The 19,810-nt window shown below is 64.9% G+C and carries 20 protein-coding genes and 1 pseudogene; 13 read left to right on the forward strand and 8 right to left on the reverse strand.

All coding sequences use genetic code 11. The annotated features are described in order from the left end of the window. The first annotated feature begins 15 nt into the window (after nucleotides 1–15). From phnL to C9F12_RS13570, 7 genes are all read left to right on the forward strand, one after another. Nucleotides 16–789: a phosphonate C-P lyase system protein PhnL gene (phnL, locus tag C9F12_RS13540; protein ID WP_108449198.1), complete on the forward strand. Its 774-nt coding sequence runs from the start codon at nucleotides 16–18 to the stop codon at nucleotides 787–789. Next, complete coding sequence (locus C9F12_RS13545; protein WP_108449199.1) at nucleotides 786–1,931, forward strand: alpha-D-ribose 1-methylphosphonate 5-triphosphate diphosphatase; 1,146 nt, start codon at nucleotides 786–788, stop codon at nucleotides 1,929–1,931. The genes phnL and C9F12_RS13545 overlap by 4 nt, the downstream gene beginning before the upstream one ends. Then, on the forward strand, nucleotides 1,931–2,473 hold the full coding sequence (phnN, locus tag C9F12_RS13550) for a phosphonate metabolism protein/1,5-bisphosphokinase (PRPP-forming) PhnN (protein WP_108449200.1): 543 nt from the start codon (nucleotides 1,931–1,933) through the stop codon (nucleotides 2,471–2,473). Before C9F12_RS13545 ends, phnN begins: the two co-directional genes overlap by 1 nt. A 119-nt stretch (nucleotides 2,474–2,592) precedes the next feature. After that, the gene (phnP, locus tag C9F12_RS13555) at nucleotides 2,593–3,372 is read left to right on the forward strand and encodes a phosphonate metabolism protein PhnP (RefSeq protein WP_108449201.1); all 780 of its coding nucleotides are present in this window, start codon (nucleotides 2,593–2,595) and stop codon (nucleotides 3,370–3,372) included. Between the two features lie 56 nt (nucleotides 3,373–3,428). Further along, the gene (locus tag C9F12_RS13560; protein ID WP_108449202.1) at nucleotides 3,429–4,160 is read left to right on the forward strand and encodes a DapH/DapD/GlmU-related protein; all 732 of its coding nucleotides are present in this window, start codon (nucleotides 3,429–3,431) and stop codon (nucleotides 4,158–4,160) included. A 247-nt stretch (nucleotides 4,161–4,407) separates the two neighbouring features. Then, nucleotides 4,408–5,847, forward strand: a complete 1,440-nt coding sequence (gene nhaC / locus C9F12_RS13565) for a Na+/H+ antiporter NhaC (RefSeq protein WP_205254687.1) — start codon at nucleotides 4,408–4,410, stop codon at nucleotides 5,845–5,847. A gap of 200 nt (nucleotides 5,848–6,047) precedes the next feature. Beyond that, entirely contained in the window at nucleotides 6,048–7,340 is a 1,293-nt protein-coding gene (locus C9F12_RS13570) for a PLP-dependent aminotransferase family protein (protein ID WP_240184257.1), read from the forward strand. A gap of 128 nt (nucleotides 7,341–7,468) precedes the next feature. Here the strand turns inward: C9F12_RS13570 and C9F12_RS13575 are convergent. Next, nucleotides 7,469–7,789 (reverse strand): annotated as a pseudogene (locus tag C9F12_RS13575) (acetamidase/formamidase family protein); the annotation flags it as partial. Between C9F12_RS13575 and C9F12_RS13580 the strand changes: the two are divergent. Further along, nucleotides 7,715–8,182, forward strand: a complete 468-nt coding sequence (locus C9F12_RS13580; protein ID WP_240184250.1) for a Na+/H+ antiporter NhaC family protein — start codon at nucleotides 7,715–7,717, stop codon at nucleotides 8,180–8,182. The pseudogene C9F12_RS13575 and the gene C9F12_RS13580 sit on opposite strands and share 75 nt — an antisense overlap. Before the next feature lie 100 nt (nucleotides 8,183–8,282). On the opposite strand, the gene C9F12_RS13585 is transcribed toward C9F12_RS13580, so the two are convergent. The 5 genes from C9F12_RS13585 to C9F12_RS13605 all read right to left on the reverse strand — a co-directional run bounded on the left by C9F12_RS13585 (nucleotide 8,283) and on the right by C9F12_RS13605 (nucleotide 12,945). Then, nucleotides 8,283–8,615, reverse strand: a complete 333-nt coding sequence (locus C9F12_RS13585; protein ID WP_108449204.1) for a zinc ribbon domain-containing protein — start codon at nucleotides 8,613–8,615, stop codon at nucleotides 8,283–8,285. A 14-nt stretch (nucleotides 8,616–8,629) separates the two neighbouring features. After that, nucleotides 8,630–9,886: a formamidase gene (gene fmdA, locus C9F12_RS13590; RefSeq protein ID WP_108449205.1), complete on the reverse strand. Its 1,257-nt coding sequence runs from the start codon at nucleotides 9,884–9,886 to the stop codon at nucleotides 8,630–8,632. Between the two features lie 260 nt (nucleotides 9,887–10,146). Beyond that, complete coding sequence (locus C9F12_RS13595; protein ID WP_108449206.1) at nucleotides 10,147–10,449, reverse strand: helix-turn-helix domain-containing protein; 303 nt, start codon at nucleotides 10,447–10,449, stop codon at nucleotides 10,147–10,149. 267 nt (nucleotides 10,450–10,716) lie between these two features. Then, nucleotides 10,717–11,526, reverse strand: a complete 810-nt coding sequence (gene dkgB / locus C9F12_RS13600; protein WP_108449207.1) for a 2,5-didehydrogluconate reductase DkgB — start codon at nucleotides 11,524–11,526, stop codon at nucleotides 10,717–10,719. A 237-nt stretch (nucleotides 11,527–11,763) separates the two neighbouring features. Then, a complete protein-coding gene (locus C9F12_RS13605; protein ID WP_108449208.1) occupies nucleotides 11,764–12,945 on the reverse strand; it encodes an MFS transporter in 1,182 nt (393 codons plus the stop codon). Between the two features lie 221 nt (nucleotides 12,946–13,166). On the opposite strand from C9F12_RS13605, the gene C9F12_RS13610 reads away from it, so the two are divergent. Beyond that, the gene (locus C9F12_RS13610; protein ID WP_045993670.1) at nucleotides 13,167–14,051 is read left to right on the forward strand and encodes a LysR family transcriptional regulator; all 885 of its coding nucleotides are present in this window, start codon (nucleotides 13,167–13,169) and stop codon (nucleotides 14,049–14,051) included. Between the two features lie 112 nt (nucleotides 14,052–14,163). Here C9F12_RS13610 and C9F12_RS13615 read toward each other — a convergent pair whose 3' ends face one another. Beyond that, the gene (locus C9F12_RS13615) at nucleotides 14,164–15,078 is read right to left on the reverse strand and encodes a LysR substrate-binding domain-containing protein (RefSeq protein WP_162816477.1); all 915 of its coding nucleotides are present in this window, start codon (nucleotides 15,076–15,078) and stop codon (nucleotides 14,164–14,166) included. A gap of 164 nt (nucleotides 15,079–15,242) precedes the next feature. Here C9F12_RS13615 and C9F12_RS13620 point away from each other — a divergent pair, with 164 nt between their 5' ends. Genes C9F12_RS13620 through C9F12_RS13635 form a run of 4 tightly spaced genes read left to right on the forward strand, consistent with a single transcriptional unit; the run spans nucleotide 15,243 to nucleotide 19,068 of the window. After that, nucleotides 15,243–16,358: an FAD-dependent oxidoreductase gene (locus C9F12_RS13620; RefSeq protein WP_108449210.1), complete on the forward strand. Its 1,116-nt coding sequence runs from the start codon at nucleotides 15,243–15,245 to the stop codon at nucleotides 16,356–16,358. Further along, nucleotides 16,342–16,707, forward strand: a complete 366-nt coding sequence (locus C9F12_RS13625; protein ID WP_108449211.1) for a (2Fe-2S)-binding protein — start codon at nucleotides 16,342–16,344, stop codon at nucleotides 16,705–16,707. The genes C9F12_RS13620 and C9F12_RS13625 overlap by 17 nt, the downstream gene beginning before the upstream one ends. Continuing rightward, nucleotides 16,694–18,280: an NAD(P)/FAD-dependent oxidoreductase gene (locus C9F12_RS13630; protein WP_108449212.1), complete on the forward strand. Its 1,587-nt coding sequence runs from the start codon at nucleotides 16,694–16,696 to the stop codon at nucleotides 18,278–18,280. The genes C9F12_RS13625 and C9F12_RS13630 overlap by 14 nt, the downstream gene beginning before the upstream one ends. Nucleotides 18,281–18,294: 14 nt before the next feature. After that, entirely contained in the window at nucleotides 18,295–19,068 is a 774-nt protein-coding gene (locus tag C9F12_RS13635) for a transporter substrate-binding domain-containing protein (RefSeq protein WP_205254690.1), read from the forward strand. 312 nt (nucleotides 19,069–19,380) lie between these two features. Here the strand turns inward: C9F12_RS13635 and C9F12_RS13640 are convergent, their stop codons facing one another. Further along, nucleotides 19,381–19,764, reverse strand: a complete 384-nt coding sequence (locus tag C9F12_RS13640; protein ID WP_108449213.1) for a RidA family protein — start codon at nucleotides 19,762–19,764, stop codon at nucleotides 19,381–19,383. Nucleotides 19,765–19,810: the final 46 nt, after the last annotated feature.

Consider the following 19,810-nt stretch of genomic DNA (forward strand, 5'->3'; position numbering starts at 1 on the left):
TCTCAGGAGTCCAAGATGACGTCCCCCTTTCTTACCGCTCGGCGGCTCGACAAGACCTTCGTGCTGCACGCCCAGGGCGGCCAGGCGCTGCCGGTGATGCGCGGTCTCGATCTGTCCCTGTCGCCGGGCGAGTGCCTGGTGCTGGCCGGGCGCAGCGGCATCGGCAAGAGCACCCTGTTGAAGATGGTCAACGGCAACTACCGGGTCAGCGGCGGGCAGCTGACGCTGCACTTCGAAGATGGCGAGCTGGAGCTGTCGGCGCTGCCGGCCCACGCCTGGCACCTGCTGCGGCGCGACGTGATCGGCTACGTCAGCCAGTTCCTGCGGGTGGTGCCCCGGGTCTCGGCCCGGGAGGTGGTGATGGAGCCGCTGCTGGCCCGGGGCTGCGACGTGTCCGAGGCCCGCACCCGTGCCGAGGCCCTGCTGGCGCGGCTCAACCTGCCCGAGCGGCTGTGGGAGCTGGCGCCGGGGACCTTCTCCGGCGGTGAGCAGCAGCGGGTCAATATCGCCCGTGGCTTTATCGCCGAGCACCCGCTGTTGCTGCTCGACGAGCCCACGGCGTCGCTGGACGCCGCCAACCGCGAGGTGGTGGTGCAGTTGATCGAGGAGGCCAAGGCCCGTGGCACCGCCATGCTCGGCATCTTCCACGACGAGGAGGTGCGCGAGCGGGTCGCCGATCGCCTGCTGGAGCTGGAAGGGCATATGCTGCTTGGTGGCACCGACGCTGACCGCACCGCTTCCGACCAGACCTCATTTTGTCAGACCGACTCCGGGGAGTCCCTTTCATGAATCAGGATCAGATTCTGACCAACGCCAGGCTGGTGCTCGACGACGAGGTGGTGCACGGCAGCCTGGTGATCAAGGACGGCGTGATCAAGGCGCTGGAACGCGGCCCGGTGTCGCTGCCGGGGGTGATCGACTGCCAGGGCGATATCCTGATGCCCGGCATGATCGAGCTGCACACCGACAATATGGAAAAGTACTTCCAGCCAAGGCCCAAGGTGTCCTGGCCGGGTCGCCAGGCGGCGCTGGCCCACGACGCCCAGATGGCCGCCAGCGGCATCACCACGGTGTTCGACGCGGTGTCGATCGGTGACGTCGACGAGCAGAGCATGCGCCACGGGGCCCTCGACGAGATGGTCTCCTCGCTGGCTGATATCAACGACAACGGCATGGCCCGGGTCGACCACCGTCTGCACCTGCGCTGCGAGGTGTGCCACCCGGATACCCTGGCGCGTTTCAAGAGCTTCATGGACTCGCCGCTGCTGGGGCTGGTGTCGCTGATGGATCACTCGCCGGGCCAGCGCCAGTTCGCCAGCCTCGACGCCTACCGCGTCTACTACCAGGGCAAGTACGGCCTGGACGATGCCAGCCTCGAGGCCTTTATCGAGAAGCAGCTGGCCAACAGCGCCGCCTATTCCAGCGCCCACCGTCGCGCCATCGCCGAGCTGTGCAGCGGGCGCGGCCTGGCCCTGGCCAGCCATGACGACGCCACTGTGGCCCACGTGGCGGAAAGCCTCGAGTACGGCACCCGGGTAGCGGAGTTCCCCACCACCCGGGAGGCCGCCGAGGCCTCCCATCGTCACGGCATGGCGGTGATGATGGGCGCCCCCAACGTAGTCCGCGGCGGCTCCCACTCCGGCAATATCGCCGCGGCAGAACTGGTGCGCCTGGGCGTGCTCGACATCCTGTCTTCCGACTACTACCCGGCGGCGCTGCTCGATGCAGTATTCCGTATCGCCGCCATGGAGGACGGCTACGACCTGCCCCGTGCGGTGGCCACGGCCTCGCGCAGGCCGGCCGAGGCCGTGGGCCTTGATGATCGCGGACGCATCGCTCAGGGGCTGCGCGCCGATCTGGTGAGGGTGCGCGAGGTCGATGGCCATCCGCTGGTCCAGCGCGTGTGGTGCGCGGGCAGGCAGGTGCACTGATGCTGGTCTACCTGATCGGCGCCAGCGGCGTGGGCAAGGACAGCCTGCTCGACGCCGTGCGAAAGCGGCGCCCGGACCTGCTGGTGGCGCATCGCTACATCACCCGGCCAAGCGGCGTCGGCGAGGACTCGGTGGCGCTGTCGCCGGCCGAGTTCGAGGCCCGGCGGGCACGTGGCCTGTTCTGCCTGCACTGGGTCGCCCACGGCCTTCACTACGGCGTTGGCATCGAGGTGGAGGCCTGGCTCACGGCGGGGGCCACGGTACTGCTCAACGGCAGTCGTCGTGAGCTGGCGGCCGCCAGCGCGCGCTTCGGCGAGCGCCTTACGCCGGTGGTGGTGACCGCCCCGCCCGAGGTGCTGCGTGAGCGGCTCGCCAGGCGCGGGCGCGAGAGCGTCGATCAGATCGAGGCGCGCCTGGCGCGCCACGCCGAGGTGGAGGCCGAACTCGAGCGCTGCCATCCGGCGCTGGATCGCGTCGACAACGGTGGCAGCCTGGACGAGAGCGTCCGGGCGCTGGAGGCGATCATCGCCTCCCGCCACTGACGGAGCCGGCGTCGAGTCTGTCGACGCCGGCCTTGTGTCGATCGCCGACTACAGCGGCAGTGCGTACCACCTCATCAGCGCAAGCGGCTTGTGCCCCTTGCTTCAGCTCGGAGACTTCCATGGAGTTTCGCTTCAACGGCACCGGAGACAGCGCCCAGGTGCCTCGCTTCGGCTGCGACTGTCGCGCCTGCACTCGGGCCAGGGTGTTCACCAGCCATCAGCGTGGCCCCTGCTGCGCCGAGCTGAGCGTGGACGGCCGGCGCTACCTGCTCGACGCCGGGCGCATGGACCTGGCCCATAGCTGCGAGCTGGAGCGTCCCGCCGCCTTCTTCGTCACCCACTACCACGCCGACCATGTGCAGGGGCTGTTTCACCTGCGCTGGGGGACCGGCACGTCGATCCCGGTATACGGCCCCAAGGATCCCAACGGCTGCGCCGATCTCTATCGCAACAGCGGCATCCTTGACTTCCAGCCGGGGCTCAAGCCGTTCAAGTCGCTGGACTTCGACGGGCTGACGGTGACCCCGGTGCCGCTCAATCACAGCAAGCCGACCCTCGGTTACTGCCTGGATGATGGCGGCACCCGTCTGGCCTACCTGACCGACACCCAGGGCCTGCCCGGCGCCACCGAGCGTTTTCTGCGCCAGTGGGACGCCGACGTCGTCGTGCTCGACGCCTGCCACCCGGCCAGCCAGCTCGAGACGCGCAACCACAACAGCATCACCCAGGCGCTGGAGATCATCACCCGGCTCGACCCGCCCCGGGCCTATCTCACCCACATCAGCCATGAACTGGACGCCGAGCGTCTGGACCAGCCGACCCCCTTGCCGCCCAAGGTGCGCATCGCCCGGGATGGCGAGACGCTGGAGGATTGGGATCGCTTGGACGCCGTCTGCTAGCCAGTTGCGGCCTTGGCTTCCTTCATGCTGACTTATCTGCGAGAGCACCCCTGATCATGTCCGATATCCCCACGCCGTCTGTGTCTGACGGCTCCTTATCTTGTGACTCGCCCAGTGGCTCACCCAGAGACTCATCCAGCGCGCTGGACCAGCCGACGTCCCCGCGTCTTTCCGAGCGGCCCAACGTCGCCGCCGACGCTCGCCTGCACCACAGTGAGCTTGGGCGCTTCACCGAGGTCGGCAGTCGCTGCGTGTTCAACCATGTCAGTCTCGGCGACTACAGCTATATCGAGCGTGACGGCGACGTCATGTTCGCTACCATCGGCAAGTTCACCTCCATCGCCGCCAGTGTGCGCATCAACCCGAGCAACCACCCTTGGTGGCGGCCGACCCTGCACCACTTCAGCTATCGCCCCGGCAAGTTCGGCTTCAGCGACGAGGCCCTCGACGGCGAAGTATTCGCCTGGCGCGAGGCCGATCGGGTGGTCATCGGCCACGACGTCTGGATCGGCCACGGCGCCATCGTGCTGCCCGGCGTGACCATCGGTCATGGCGCCATCGTCGGCGCCGGCAGCGTGGTGACCAGAGACGTGCCGGCCTACCACATCGTGGTGGGCAACCCCGCCCGGGTGCTGAGGCCAAGGTTCGACGACCCCACCATCGCCGAGCGCCTCGAGCGCCTGGCCTGGTGGGACTGGCCGGAGGAGCGTATCAAGGCCCATCTGAAGGGCTTTCAAGGCAACGTCGAGGACTTTCTGGCCGAGGCGGAGCGGGGGACATCCAGGTAGGGACAAGAGGGGCTGGCGGTGTGGGGGAGGCTTCATGACCCCTAGTCGGTTGGACATTGACGTTATAGGGCGCCGACATACGCCAGCGCCTTTGCTGAATTGAAACGATTGATGACGCTTTGATGGCAGCGTTGTGAATCGCCGCCTAGCTTTCCTGAATCGTCGGGGGGAGCGCTCGAGCAGTGGCCAGGGCTCGCGGGTTCTCTCCGGCTCTGTCGGCGACCGACCCTGCTCAGGAGTGCCCCTTTTGATCCACCGCCTCTTTTCCCCAGTGCAGCGCCCCCCGACCCTGACGGAGGCGCTGGTATCGCTGATCGCCCTGGTGGTCGGCATCGGCGTATCCATCGTCGTCTACGGCCTCGACCCGCAGATCCCCATGTTGCTCGGGGTGATCGTGGCAAGCCTGGTGGCGCTGCGCTGCGGCTACCGCTGGGACGATATCCAGGAAGGCATGGTGCGAGGCATCCACAACGCCCTGCCGGCGCTGATAATCCTGATGGTGGTAGGGGTACTGATCGGGGTGTGGATTCAGGCCGGGGTGGTGCCGACGCTGATTTCCTATGGCCTCAAGCTGCTGTCGCCGACGATCTTCCTGCCGGCGGCGGTGGTCATCTGCGCCATCTCGTCGCTGGCGACCGGGTCGAGCTGGGGCACCTCCGGCACCCTGGGGGTGGCGCTGATGGGGATCGGCGGCTCGCTGGGGATTCCGCTGCCGCTGGTGGCCGGGGCGGTGCTGTCCGGGGCCTACTTCGGCGACAAGATGTCGCCTCTGTCGGATACCACCAACCTGGCACCGGCCATGGCCGGTACCGACCTGTTCACCCATATCAAGCACATGTCCTACACCACCGGGGTCAGCATTGGCCTGACCCTGGTGATCGAGATGGCGCTGAGTCTTTACTACTCGGGCACGTCCGGCGGGCTCGAGCGGGTCGAGGTGATGCAGCAGACCCTGGCGGCGCACTACGTCATCAACCCGGTGCTGCTGCTGCCGCCCTTGCTGGTGCTATTCGTGTCCTACAAGCGTCTGCCGGCGATACCCGGCATCACCCTGGGAGTCATCGCCGGTGGTCTCTGTGCACTGGGCATGCAGGGGGCCGACTACGCGGAACTGATGCAGGTGGCCTTTGGTGGCGTGACCTCCGATACCGGCGTCGAGGCGGTGGACAGCCTGCTTAGCCGCGGCGGCCTGAATTCGATGTTCTACACCATCAGTCTGGTCATTGTGGCGATGATGTTCGGCGGGGTCATGGAGCGCACCCAGCAGCTCAGGACCATCGCCGAGACCATTCTGAAGGCGGCAAGGACCCGGGGCTCGCTGATCCTGTCCACGGTGCTGACGTCGATCGGCGCCAATGTGGTGCTGTGCGATCAGTACATGGCCATCGTCATGGGCGCACGCACCTACGCCGAGGCCTACCGAGAGCGGGGACTGGCGCCGGAGAACCTGTCCCGGGCGGTGGAGGATTCGGCCACCGTCACCGCCAATCTGGTGCCCTGGAACTCCGGCGGCGCCTACCAGGCGGCGACGCTGGGGGTCGCGACGATTGCCTATCTGCCGTTCAACTTCTTCTGCTGGCTGTCGCCGCTGGTCACCGTGCTCTACGGCTACACCGGCTGGACGATCAAGCCGCTGGCACCACCCGAGCATGACGCTACACCAGAGGTACCAGGCGCCAAGGAGTGAAGATAGCGCCAAGGGGGCGGTAGCGCGGCCGCCCGGCGTCGAGGGAAGGCGGCTCCGGTATACCCGGTGACCGCCTCCATTGCTGCCAGCACATCCAGGGTCAGTGGCTGATCATCCAGGGGCGCGCAGACGGAAAGGTCTTGTGACCGTCGGCGGTGTAGAGCAGCCAGGTGGGTTTGGTTTTATAGACTTTAAAGGTGATGGTGATATTTTATTGGATATCATGGGGTAATAGTATGATAAATGCAGGAAGTATCACAGGTTCGAAATCTTCAGGTGTACCGTGGAAGCCCTGCTATGCTGAGCGCATGCGTGGGGTGCAGGCATCTGAAATACGAGAACTTCTTAAGATTGTTGAACAGCCTGGCATGATCTCCTTTGCGGGCGGCATCCCCGATCCAACGTTTTTTCCAACAGAACAAATCAAGGCCGCCTATAATGCTATCTTGAGTGATAGTACAGAGGCCAGCAAAGCCCTGCAGTATTCGGTTAGCGAAGGCGACGCCGAGCTTAGGTCATGGATCGCCGGTCATATGCGAAGCAAGGGTATACTTTGTGATGTAGAGCACATATTGATTACCAACGGATCGCAACAGGCGCTGGAGTTTTTAGGTAAACTGTTCATTTCGCCAGGAGATCGAGTGGCTGTCACTGCGCCTACTTATCTTGGCGCGCTACAGGCTTTTTCACCGAGCCAGCCCGAGTATGCGACATTGCATATTTCCGAAGACGGTAGCGTTGCCCTCGAGGGAGGAGACACGGATTCAGAAGACATACATGATGCCCTCGTCTATGTTGTCCCTGATTTTGCGAACCCTACTGGCGAGACCCTTAGCGAGGTAGAGCGTCGAGGAATCCTTGAGTTGGCAGCCGAGCGTGGCATGCTTGTGATCGAAGATAGCCCATACGAGATGCTTCGCTTTGACGGAATCCCTGAATTGCCGTTACAAGCACTGGACATCGATGGCTCCGGAGGTATCGACGCATCTCGCGTCGTCTACTGCGGTTCATTCTCCAAGGTGTTTGTACCAGGCCTTCGGGTCGGCTGGGTCTGCGCCTCGCGCGAAATAATTAGCCGTCTGACGCTGATCAAACAGAGCAGTGACCTGAGTTCGCCTGCCATAAACCAGCGTGTCATGCTACATTTGGCTCGCACGATCTATGACGAACAAGTAGTGCGAGCTTGCAGTACCTACCGAAAGAAACGTGATGTAATGCTGTCGCTGATTGGCGAGGTAATGCCTGCAGATAGTCGATGGACACATCCAGACGGTGGTATGTTCATATGGGTGAAATTAGCCAGCGAAATCGACACTAGAGAACTGCTGGAGGTGGCCGCAAGAGATTTTGGAGTGGCGTTCGTACCTGGACAGGCTTTTTATGTTAATAATAAGGGGCGGGATATGCTGAGACTAAGCTATACACTTCCGTCAACTGATGAAATTGAAATTGGCTTGCAACGCCTTGGTAAGGCTATCCTTGCAATGTCATAGTTCGGATGTTGTGCAATATTCGAAAAAGTTAAGTGATGATTGGTCAAGCTGTGTTTTCGTGTTGGACTTGGCAAGTCTCGGTCGTTCTTGATCAGTTTGGCAGCGTCTCTGAAATCTGGTTTTCTATCGAAGCCGTTGAAGCCCCACTGGCTGTCGCCAAAGGCACCGATGTCGAGGATGTCGACCACCAGCAGGTCGCCGGGCTCGGCCCCTTCGACGCCCACCGGACCCGACAGAAAGTGCACCTGGGAAAGGTCCACATCGCGCACGTCCTCGGCGCTGTCGTCGTTGTGGATCTGGCCTCCGGTCCAGTCGTGACACTCGATGATGAAGTCGTCGCCAGGCTTGACCATGGCGGCCATGGGGATGTCCGGATGCCAGTGGTTGTGTACCTGGGCGTTGTCGTAGGGGGATTGGTGCAGATCGATCTTGATAAGAGTATCGGCCATAAGGCGGCAAGGACCCGGGGCTCGCTGATCCTGTCCACGGTGCTGACGTCGATCGGCGCCAATGTGGTGCTGTGCGATCAGTACATGGCCATCGTCATGGGCGCACGCACTTACGCCGAGGCCTACCGAGAGCGGGGACTGGCGCCGGAGAACCTGTCCCGGGCGGTGGAGGATTCGGCCACCGTCACCGCCAATCTGGTGCCCTGGAACTCCGGCGGCGCCTACCAGGCGGCGACGCTGGGGGTCGCGACGATTGCCTATCTGCCGTTCAACTTCTTCTGCTGGTTGTCGCCGCTGGTCACCGTGCTCTACGGCTACACCGGCTGGACGATCAAGCCGTTGGCAGCACCCGAGGACGACGCCACGCCAGCGGCACCTGACGCCAAGGAGTGAAGACGGCGCCAAGGGGGCGGTAGCGCGGCCGCCCGGCGTCAAGGGAAGGCGGCTCCGGTTTACCCGGTGACCGCCTCCATTGCCGCCGGTAGGTCAAGGGTCAGTGGCTGATCATCCAGGGGCGCGCAGACGGAAAGGTCTTGTGACCGTCGGCGGTGTAGAACAGCCTGGGCTTGTCGCGCGGTCGATGCCGGCAGCCGCCGTCCTGCTCGCTTGCGTGGTTGCCGTGGCGGGGCTCATGGGCCGCGCGTTCATTTCTGTCCATGGCCTGGCGACGCTCCGGCGCCATGTCGAGCAGCCCCGGTGACACCAGCAACACCCTTGGTGCCAGGTCGCCGCACTCTGGGCAGGGCCGGGTATTGCCGCTGGCATCCATCGCGACCAGTTCATGAAACAGACCGTGCTCAGGGCACTTGTAGTCGTAGACGGGCATCTGTCAGCTCCTCCTCAATGGTCCTTGTCCGATGTCTGGTCCGAGGCCTTGTCGGGCGCCAGCGGCAGGTCCTTGCCGTCGACCTGCTTGGTCGGGCCATCGGCACCGGGCTTGATGTCGAAGTCGAAGATATCGGTAGGTAGCCAGAGCGTGGCGCAGGCGTTGGGCACGTCCACCACGCCGCTGATGTGACCCTGGGCCGGTGCGCAGCCGAGCAGCGAATAGGCCTGGGAGCGGCTGTAGCCGAACTTGGTCAGGTATTCGATTGCGTTGAGGCAGGCCTGACGGTAGGCGATGTGAACGTCGAAGTAGTGCTGCTTGCCCTGCTCGTCGACGGAGATTCCCTCGAAGATCAGGTAGTCGTCGTAGCGCGGAGCGATCTTCGACGGCTTGAAGATGGGGTTCTTGATACCGTACTTGGCCATGCCGTCCTTGATCAGCTTGACCCTCAGGTGGATCCAGCCGGCCATCTCGATGGCGCCGCAGAAGGTGATTTCTCCATCACCCTGGCTGAAGTGCAAATCGCCCACCGACAGACCCGCATCCTTGACGTAGACCGGGAAGTACACCGTCGAGCCGCGAGACAGGTCCTTGATATCGCAGTTGCCGCCGTGCTCGCGTGGCGGCACCGTGCGGGCACCCTCGGCGGCGGCGCGGTCGCGGGCATCACCGTTTAGCTTTCCCATATGGGCGGTGTCGGCGTAGGGCAGGTTGACCAGGCCCGGCACACGGTCAGGGTCGCTGTCGTAGAGCGTCTTTTCGCGTCGGTTCCACTCCTCGAGCAGGGGCCGGGACGGCAGGGTGCCGATCAGGCCGGGATGGATGAGTCCGGCGAACTCGACGCCAGGAATGTGGCGAGAAGAGGTCATCATGCCGTTGAAGTCCCAGATCGACTTCTGGGCCTGGGGGAAGTGCTCGGTCAGGAAACCGCCGCCGTTCTGCTTGGAGAAGAAGCCGTTGAAGCCCCACTGGCTGTCGCCAAAGGCACCGATGTCGAGGATGTCGACCACCAGCAGGTCGCCCGGCTCGGCCCCTTCGACGCCCACCGGACCCGACAGAAAGTGCACCTGGGAAAGGTCCACATCGCGCACGTCCTCGGCGCTGTCGTCGTTGTGGATCTGCCCTCCGGTCCAGTCGTGACACTCGATGATGAAGTCGTCGCCAGGCTTGACCATGGTGGCCATGGGGATGTCCGGATGCCAGCGGTTGTGCACCTGGGCGTTGTCGTAGGGGGATTGGTGCAGATCGATCTTGATAAGAGTATCGGCCATGATGCGCGTGCTCCCGTGAAGACGATAAACGAGTGACCCCGTGGTCGACCCGTGACTTCACTATCGGAAACATTTGCTCGACTCACCATGAGGTGGGCCAGGTGATGCCTGGATTGTCACGTCTGTGGCTTCGGGAGGTATGCCGGAAAGCGATCCCACAGCTCGATCTGCGCCTTGGGCATGGCAGGCTGGAGACGAATGGCACCGAACTGGCAGGGCAGGTCGCGTCAAGGCGACACAGGTCAGGAGCTAGACAGGAGCTACACCGGAAAGTCGTGCTGGCTGCCATCCGCCAGCTCGATGGTCAGGCTGACCTTTCCACCGATGGCTTCGACATAGCGCTTGATGGAGCTCAAACGCACGTCCTGGCCGCCTTTTTCCAGTCCTGCGATGGTGGGTTGCTTGACGCCCAGCGCGTCCGCCATCTCACGCTGGGTCATCTCCGCCAGTTTGCGAATGTCAGCGATTCTGAGCTCGAGCAGCATGGCGTCGGCTTTCTTCCTGGCTCTTTCGACGAGCGCTGGATCTTCGCGGGAGATCAGCGTCTCCAACTCTGTGGCCATGGGGTTGCCTCTCTGAGGACTGACCAGATGGTCATGGTGCGCGTGCGACTTTGTGGTCGCCCCGAAGCTTTACTATCGGAAACGTTTGCCCCGTGGGCCATAACACAGGCCATTTGCGCCTAGATTGTCAGACCCTGTGCCAAGACACCTGACGCAAGAAGCGAAAAAAAGCGCCACCGGCGGTGAACCGCAGGTGGCGCCTTTGGTCAGGTCTGATCGACGATCAGCCCGTCAAGAGATCAGCGATGGCAGCGTCGGTCTGCCGGTCTACTGATCCCACTTCGGTGCGAAATCGGGGCTGGCGACACGCTCGCCCCGATCCAGCTTGGCGATGGCGTCCATGTCCTCCTGGGACAGCTCGAGCTTCAGCGCCTCGAGATTGCTCTTGAGGTTCTGCTCCTTGGTCGAGGAGGGGAAGGTCGGGATACCGAGCTGGTTGAGCCAGGCGATGGCGACCTGGGCCGGATTGGCGCCATGCTTCTCGGCGATGGTCTTCAGCGTCTCGTCCTCGAGCACCTTGCCCACGGCCAGCGGCATGAAGGCGGTGGGGATGATGCCGTGGCGTTCGCAGTGGGCGATCAGTTCGCGGTTCTGCAGGAAGGGGTGGACCTCGATCTGGTTGGTCAGGATCTCGCCCTTGCCGAGGATATCCACCGCCTGATCGATGTGCGCCTTGGTGAAGTTGGACACCCCAATGTGGCGCGCCTTGCCGGCGTCCTTCACTTCCTTGAGGGCGGTCAGGTAGTCGCGCATGGGGACTTCATCGTCCGGCGACGGCCAGTGAATCAGCAGCAGGTCGACGTAGCCGGTGCCCAGCTTGGACAGGCTCTCCTCGACGCTTGCCTTGAGTGATACCGGATCCAGACGATCCCACCACACCTTGGTGGTCAGGAAGATCTCGTCGCGGGGGACCGAACTCGCTTCGATGGCGGAGCCGACCTCGGCTTCGTTGCCGTAGAACTGGGCGGTATCGATATGCCGATAGCCAAGCTTCAGCGCGGTGGTGACCGCGTGACGCAGGGTGTCGCCCGTCAGGCGAAAGGTACCGAGACCGGGGTTGGGGATAGGCTGAGACATCTTGGCTCCATTGTCGTGGCGAGGCCCGCACAGCGGGACCCTGGATTCCTTTGTCACCGGCAGGCCGGTGCTTTGCCGATACGTGCTTCGATGTGTCGTTAATGACATGCGGGGAGACCCTTGCGACTTCAAGGGGGCGTCAAAAAGATTTAGCAGGCGAAACAATGATGCGACAGCCACGAGGCTTTCTCGTTCGCTCGGTGGCTGTCGCGGGACGCGGGTCGTGGGTCGCGGGCTTCAGACGCTGGCCAGGCGAGCGGCGCGACGCTGATCGAGCTTGCCGGACAGCCGGGTCAGCACCAGCGCCACCAGCACGATGATGGCGCCGATCCAGGCGGTGTCGGTCAGTGCGAGGTGCGTGACCACCTGGCCTCCGACCACCGAGCCCAGCGCGATGCCGATATTGAAGGCAGCGATATTGAGCCCCGAGGCCACGTCCACCGCTTCGGGCACATAGCGCTCGGCCAGCTTGACCACGTAGACCTGCAGCCCCGGCACGTTACCGAAGGCGAAGGCGCCCCACACCAGAATCGTCAGCACCGCGGCGACCGGGTGGACGGCGCTGACGCTGAGCACCAGCAGGATGGCGACGAGGCCGGCAAAGATCAGTGTCAGGGCGGGGATGGGGCCGAGACGGTCGGCCAGCCTGCCGCCATAAAGGTTTCCGATGGCCACCGAGGCGCCGTAGACCAGCATGATCAGGCTGACCATGGACGGCGCGAAGCCGGTGGTCTGCTCGAGGATCGGGGCGAGGAAGGTGAAGGCGGTGAAGGTGCCGCCGTAGCCCAGGATGGTGATGGCGTAGACCAGCAGCAGTCGCGGATGGGTCAGTACCTTGAGTTGCTGGCCCAGGGGCGCGGGAGCCGAGCGCTTGAGGTTGGCAGGAATCAGGAGGGCGCTTCCGATCAGGGCGAGCAGGCCGAGCGCCGAGACCACCAGGAAGGTCGCGCGCCAGCCGAAGGTCTGGCCGATCCAGGTGCCCAGCGGCACGCCGGTGACCAGTGCCACGGTCAGGCCGGTGAACATGATGGCGATGGCACTGGCTTCCTTGTCCTTGGCGACCAGGCTGGTGGCAATGGTGGAGCCGATCGAGAAGAACACGCCGTGGGCGAGGCCGGTCAGTATGCGGGCGGTGATCAGCGAACCATACCCGGGGGCCTGCCAGGCCAGTAGATTGCCGGCGATGAACAGCGTCATCAGACCGAGCAGGACCCACTTGCGATTGAAGTGGCCGGTCAAGGCGGTCAGTACCGGTGCCCCTACCGCGACACCGGCGGCGTAGAGGCTGACCAGCAGTCCCGCAGAGGGCAGGCTGACGCCCAGGTCCTGGGCGATGGTGGGCACCAGACCGACGATGACGAACTCGGTGGTACCGATGGCGAAGGCGCTGAGGGTCAGCGCAAATAACGCGATGGGCATCTGTTTCTCCTTTCGAGATGGCGTCGTCTCGGAGACGACTTGACGACGCGGAGTCTGGCGGAGGAGACTTTTGCGATAAACGCGCCCAATCGAGAAACACCTTTGTCGCTATCGAGACAATTGCGCGCTAAACAGAAACGAGATACACAGAGACGCACCGAATAGCGCCGAACTTTCCAGCGCCAAAAAAAGCAGCGCCGAACCGAACAGGAACCGCAACGATGAAGACCCGCTCAGAAGATCTGGAACTGCTGCTGGCGGTGGTCGATAGCGGCGGCTTCAGCGCCGCGGCGTCGCGCCTGGACGTCCCGGTGGCGCGGGTCTCCCGGGCGGTGCAGCGTCTGGAGCAACGCCTCGAGGTGCCGCTGTTAAACCGCACCACGCGAAGCGTCGCCCTGACCGATGAAGGCTGTCGCTTTATCGAGCAGGTGCGCGTCGGGCTCGAGCGCTTGATCGCCGCCGAAGAGTCGCTGGCACTGGGGCGCGGCGAGCCCCGCGGGCGGCTGCGAGTGGACGCTGCCAGCCCCTTCGTGCTGCATCAGCTGGTGCCTCTGGTGGGAGAATTCCGTCGTCGCTATCCCGGTATCGAGCTGGAGCTCTCCGCCAGCGACGGCATCATCAACCTGCTTGAGCAACGTGCCGACGTGGCCATTCGCATCGGTGCCCTGGCGGACTCCACCCTGCATGCCCGGTTGCTGGGGCGCTCGCGACTGTATCTGGTGGCGAGCCCCGCCTATCTCGAGCGGGCCGGACGGCCAGCCTCGGTGGCGGAGCTGGCCGATCATCAGCTGATTGGCTTTCTCGCCCCGACGGCGCTTAATCGCTGGCCGGTGGAGGGCCTGGACGAGGAGATCACGCCCACGCTTGCGACCTCCAGCGGCGAGGTAATGCGAAACCTGTGCCTGGCCGGGGAGGGCATCGCCTGCCATTCGAACTTCATGGTGGGCGATGATATCGCCAGCGGACGCCTCGAGGTCATCTTGCCTGACGCCATGCGCCACGGCGGTCCCCGGGAACTGGTGCAGGCGGTGTACTACCGCAACACCGCCCTGTCTGCCCGTATTCAGGCGTTTCTCGATGTCATCCAGCCCAGACTGCGGCTGTAACGGGCGGTCCTTGCCACCGGGTTAGCCCAGCGGGTTCTTGCGCCGGGCCGTTTCCCGGCGCTATTGCGAAGAGCTATTTCCCACCGCTATTGCCAAGGGCTATTGCGAAGGGCTATTGCTTCGCTTCTGCCTGCACCTCGGCAAACCGATGACGAAAGCGCTGAACAAACTCCTCGGCCAGCCGCGACAGCGGCTGGTCCCGGGGTGTCAGCAGGTAGAAGGTCTCGGTCAGGGGCTCTTGCAGCGGTAGCGCAATGCTGTCGCTGCCGCCCATGGCGCGGGCGTTGAGGGCGTCGACGATGGCGATGCCGGCGCCCTGGCCAACCAGCCGGGTTGCCTGCAGCGCCAGCGACACCTCCAGCCGCGAGCGCGGCGCGACGCCTCGCTCGGCCAGGGCACGCTCCAGCGTCTGGCGGCTGGGGTCTCCCGGTTCATAGTGGATCAGCGTCTGGCCGTCGAGGTCCTCAAGGGCGGTGCTCTCGCGCCTTGCCAGTGGATGATCCCGGGGCAGCAGGCAGACGCTATCGAGGGTGAAGGCTGACGCACCGAGGCGTTCGTCCTGGCCTCCCAGCAGGGAAAAACCGATCTCCGAGCGCTGGGTGACCACGTCTTCCACCACCTGCTCGGAGCGGTAGGTGGACAACCGCAGGTGCTGGTCCGGGTGATCCTTGGCCATCCCGGCGATGACGTCCGGGACAAAGGTCAGGCCGAGCAGCGGCATGGCGCTGATGCCGAGCCCGCCAAGCTCGCGCTGGCGAATCCGCCGGGCGCTGTCTCTGAGGTGTTCCAGTCCCTGCCACAGGCGCTGCTGTTCGCGATAGAACAGGCGCGCCTCCGGCGTCGGTACCAGACGTCCCTTGATCCGCGAGAACAGCGCAAAGCCGAGGTCGTGTTCGAGCTGCTTCAACAGCCGAGTGACGCCTGGCTGGGCGATGCGCATGCGGCTGGCGGCGGCGGTGACGCTGCCGCTGTCCATGGTGTGCTGAAAGGCCTGCAACTGGCGGTCACTGAGCCGGGGGCTGTCCATCGCTGTCCTCCATCGAAACCTCCACTGAACCCACCCATCAGCCCTGCATCGAAAGGCCCATAACATCAGGATATGGGTTTGCCATTGATTGGTATTGGATCGTATGGGATGTGACTTCTATCGTCGAGTCATCGGCAATCGACGGCTAGGGTTTCGAGGCTTCCATGGCACACGAGGTGATGATCGTTGGCGGGGGTGTGGTTGGCATGGCGGTGGCCTACGGGCTTGCGCGCCGTGGCCGTCGCGTCTGCGTTCTCGATGAACACGATACCGCGCTCAAGGCCTCCCGGGGCAACGCGGGCCTGGTCTGGGTCCAGGGCAAGGGTACCGGTATGCCCGCCTACGCGGCGATGTCGCTGGCCTCGAGTCGAGCCTGGCCGAGATTCGCCGGCGAGCTTGGCAAGCGCACCGGGGTGGATCTGGAGTTCGAGCAGCCCGGAGGCGTCGATCTGTGTCTCGACGACGACGAGGTGCGTAAGCGTTGCGCCGAGTACCAGGCACTGTACGACGCGCCCTGGGCCCGTGAGGCCGGCGTGCGCTGGGAGTACCTGGAGGGCACGCGGCTTGAGCGACTGCTGCCGGGCCTTGGCGGCGACGTCCCGGGGGGCATCTGGACACCCCACGACGGCCACTGCAATCCGCTGTTTCTGCTGCGCGCACTCTACAGCGCCTGCCAGGCGCTTGGCGTGGACGTACGGCCTCATCATCCGGTCGCCTCGATCGACCCCGGCGAGGCGGGCTTTGTTGCCCACACCGCCCGTGGCGTCGTGCGTGCCGAACGGCTGGTACTGGCCTGCGGACTGGGGGCGGCGCGGTTGGCACCGCCGCTGGGTCTCTGCGGTCGGGTCACGCCGGTGCGCGGCCAGGTGCTGGTCAGCGAGCGCCTGCCCGCCGCCGGCCGCCTGCCGACACCGCAGATCCGCCAGACGGCGAGCGGCGGCTACCTGATCGGCGACGTGCTCGAGCACGTTGGCCACGACACCCGGGTCACCCTCGATACCCTGCACGCCCTGGCGCGGCGGGCGGTGACCATCTATCCCGATCTGGCGTCGGCGCGCCTGGTGCGCAGCTGGGCGGCGCTGAGGATCATGACGCCGGACGGCTGCCCCGTCTACGAGGCCTCGCAGCGCTATCCCGGGGCCTACAACCTGAGCTGCCACAGCGGCATCACCCTGGCCGCCTTTCACGCCGATGAGCTGGCCGCAGCGCTGGACGATGATCGGCTCACCGAGCGCTATCCGCTCTTCTCGGGAGGACGCTTCGATGTTCAAGCGGCATGAAAGGGCCACGGCCACACCCGAGGTCACCATCACCATCGACGGCGCACCATACCAGGTGCCCTCGACGCTTAGCGTGGCGGCCGCGGTGCTGATGCACCAGGGCGCTGCTGGCTACCGCCGCCACGCCGCCGGTGGCCATCGCGCGCCGCTGTGCATGATGGGGGTGTGCCACGACTGCCTGATTACCATCGACGATGCCCCCAATCGGCAGGGCTGTCTGGTCACGGTGGAGCAGGGCATGCGGGTACGCCGTCAGCTCGACGAAGAGACAGCGACGGCTTCCCGGTTGGACACCACCAACCATGCCAGTGGTGACGACCTAAGGGGGCGCGACGATGCAGACCTGTGAGCCGAAGGAAACCGACGTCACCGACGCCACCGACGGCAGCAAGGACCGCGCCCGAGTGGTGGTGCTCGGCGCCGGCCCTGCCGGCATGGCGGCGGCCCTGAGACTGGCCGAGGCCGGCCTGCGCGCGCTGGTACTGGATCAGGCCAGGGCGCCGGGCGGGCAGATCTATCGCGATCTCGACCAGCCCCAGCTCGACGCCGCCGTCATGGGCAAGGACTACCATCGCGGTCGGGCCCTGGTCGGCGCCTTCCTGGATGCCGCCAGGCGGGGCGAGATCGACTATCGCCCGGGCACGCGGGTGTGGTGGATCGAGGCGCTGGACGATGCCCTGAACGACGCCCATCGGCTGGGCGTGCGGGGGCACGATGGCATCAGCCGGGAACTCTACGCTGAGCGTCTGATCATCGCCACCGGTGCCATGGAGCGGGGCTGGCCCTTCCCCGGCTGGCAGCTACCTGGGGTGATGCAGGCCGGCGCCGCCCAGATCCTGATGAAGCAGGGCGCGCTGCTGACCGAGGAGCCGCCGGTGCTGGCGGGCAACGGGCCACTGCTGTACCTGCTGGCCTGGCAGTACCTCAACGCCGGCTGCCCGCCCCGGATGATCCTCGATACGGCGCCGAACCTGGGACTGGCGCGGACCCTGCGCCATCCGCTCAGGGCCTGGCGGGCGCGCGGCTACCTCGCCAAGGGCACTCGCATGCTGGCGACGTTGAGGCGCGCTGGGGTGCCGGTCGTACGTGGCGTCCAGTCGCTGGCTGCCGAGGGTGACCAGCGCTTGACCGGGGTGCGCTATCGCCGGCGTGGAGATGACCAAGAGCACAAGCTCAAGACCGATTGGCTGTTGACCCATATGGGGGTGGTGCCCGAGCCGCAGCTCCCCCGAGGGCTGGGCATCGAGCACCGCTGGCAGGAGGCGCAGCAGGCGTTCGTGCCCGATCGTCGCGACGACCTGTCGGTGCGCCCGGGCGTGTGGCTGGCCGGTGACGGCGGTGGCATCGGCGGCGCCGCGAATGCCGAGCGCGAAGGGCGACTGGCGGCGCTGTCCGTGCTGGATGAGCTGATGGCTGACCTGATGGATAAGCCGCAGGACACGACAGCCAACGCGAAAGGCGCCGCGGCGCCGATACCAGACGCCGATAATCGCCGGGCGATCGCCAGGGAGAGCGCCAGGGAAAGCGCCAGGGAAAGCGCCGCGCTGAGGCGTCGACGCCGCCAGGATCTGTCCGGTCGACGTCTGCTGGATGCGCTGTTCACCCCACCGGCTGACTGGGTCGAGCGACAACCCGACGAGACCCTGATCTGTCGCTGCGAAGGGGTGAGCCGGGCCCAGCTCAAGGCGGCGCTGGGAGCGGGGCCCGCCGGGCCCAACCAGCTCAAGGCCTTCACCCGCTGTGGCATGGGCCCCTGCCAGGGACGGCTATGCGGCACCAATGTGTCGCGGTTGATGGCCCGCGAGCAGGGCCGCGACATGGACGAGGTCGGCTACTACCGCATTCGCCCACCGTTGACCTCCATCACTTTGGGCGAGCTGGCACTGGCGCCCTCCGATCACCTGACCACACAATCACAATAGAGCGAGAAACGACCATGAAAATTAACGCTTTGCTGTCTGCCTCCCTTGGCCTGGCGATGGCCCTTGCTGGCGCCGGCGCCGCTGTTGCCACCACCGCCCAGGCCGACGATCGTCCGCTGCGCATCGGTGTCGACGTGCCCTATCCGCCGTACCAGGAAAAGCTGCCCGACGGCAGCCTGACCGGCTTCGAGGTCGAGCTGGTCGAGGCCGCCTGCGAGCGCATGCAGCGCCAGTGCGAGTGGGTCGAGCAGGGCTGGGACGGCATCATCCCGGGGCTGCTGGCGCGCAAGTATGATCTGATCGCCTCGGCCATGAACATCACCGACGAACGCGCGAAACAGGTGCTGTTCTCCGATCCCTACTATCAGGTGCCCTCGGTGTGGGTCGGTCAGGCCGACGCGGAGATCGATCCCAAAGGCGACCTGTCTGAGATGACCATCGGTGTGCAGCAGGGCACCATCCAGGACGAGTACGTGACCACCTACCACGGCGAGGCGGACATTCGTCGCTATTCGGACTCCGGCGGCGTGGTCAACGACATGTTCACCGGTCGGCTGGACCTGGTCTTTACCGCCTTCCCGTTGGCCCAGGAGCGACTGATCAGCGATGAGCGCTTTGCGCGCAAGGGCGAGCTGGTGACCGGCCCCGAATCGATCTACGGGCCCGGCGTCGGCGCCGCCTTCCGCCAGCGCGATCGGGAACTGGCCATCGCGTTCAGCGAGGCCATCCAGGGGCTCAAGGACGACGGCGACTACCAGGCGCTGTGGGCCCGCTACTTCGAGAAATAGCACCGGCGGAGCCGACCTCCCGCGGGGGGAAGACGAGAGGCGTGACAGCCCGCTATGCGACGAGCCCATCATGCGACGAGCCCACCATGCAACGAGCCCTCCATCGGAGGGCTCGTTGGTGTCGGGGGTTCGGCCATTTACGCCGTCGGCGGCACGGTGCAATAGGCGGCTAGGCGCTGTCCGAAAAGTCGACGAGCGAAGGTTAGACAAGGCAAAAATCGGTGAGAAAGCGCAGTTTACGTGGTGTAAATGAGCATTTTGATCCGATTTTTAACGCCGTATTACCGAGCGCAGGCACTTTTCAGACAAGCCCTAGGGCGTCACCGGTAGCGCCGCGTAGGCCACCATCTCGACCAGCATCTCTTCCCGGGCGAAGCCGGAGACGATCACCGCCGCGCGGTTGGGATAGGGCTCGCTGACGTACTCGGCGTAGACCCGGTTGACCGTAGCCAGGTCCTCGCGCCGGGTCACGTAGATCAATACCTGGGTCAGCGATTCAACGCCGCCACCGGCGCAGGCGAGGGTGTGCACCAGATTGTCCAGCGTCTGGCGGGTCTGGGCCTCGATGCCGCCGTCGACCACCTCGCCGCTTTTGTCGATGGGGATCTGGGCGGTGAACAGGATGCCGTTGCCGACGCTGGCCCAGGACAGTGGGGCGCGGGAGGCGAACAGCTCGGTCTTGACCGGGTGAACCATGGGGTATCCTCGAACGTTGGAAGTCGGGGGTAGTAGGGCAAAGAGA

It is taken from the genome of Halomonas sp. BN3-1 (genome assembly GCF_003056325.1).
Lineage (GTDB): Bacteria > Pseudomonadota > Gammaproteobacteria > Pseudomonadales > Halomonadaceae > Halomonas > Halomonas litopenaei.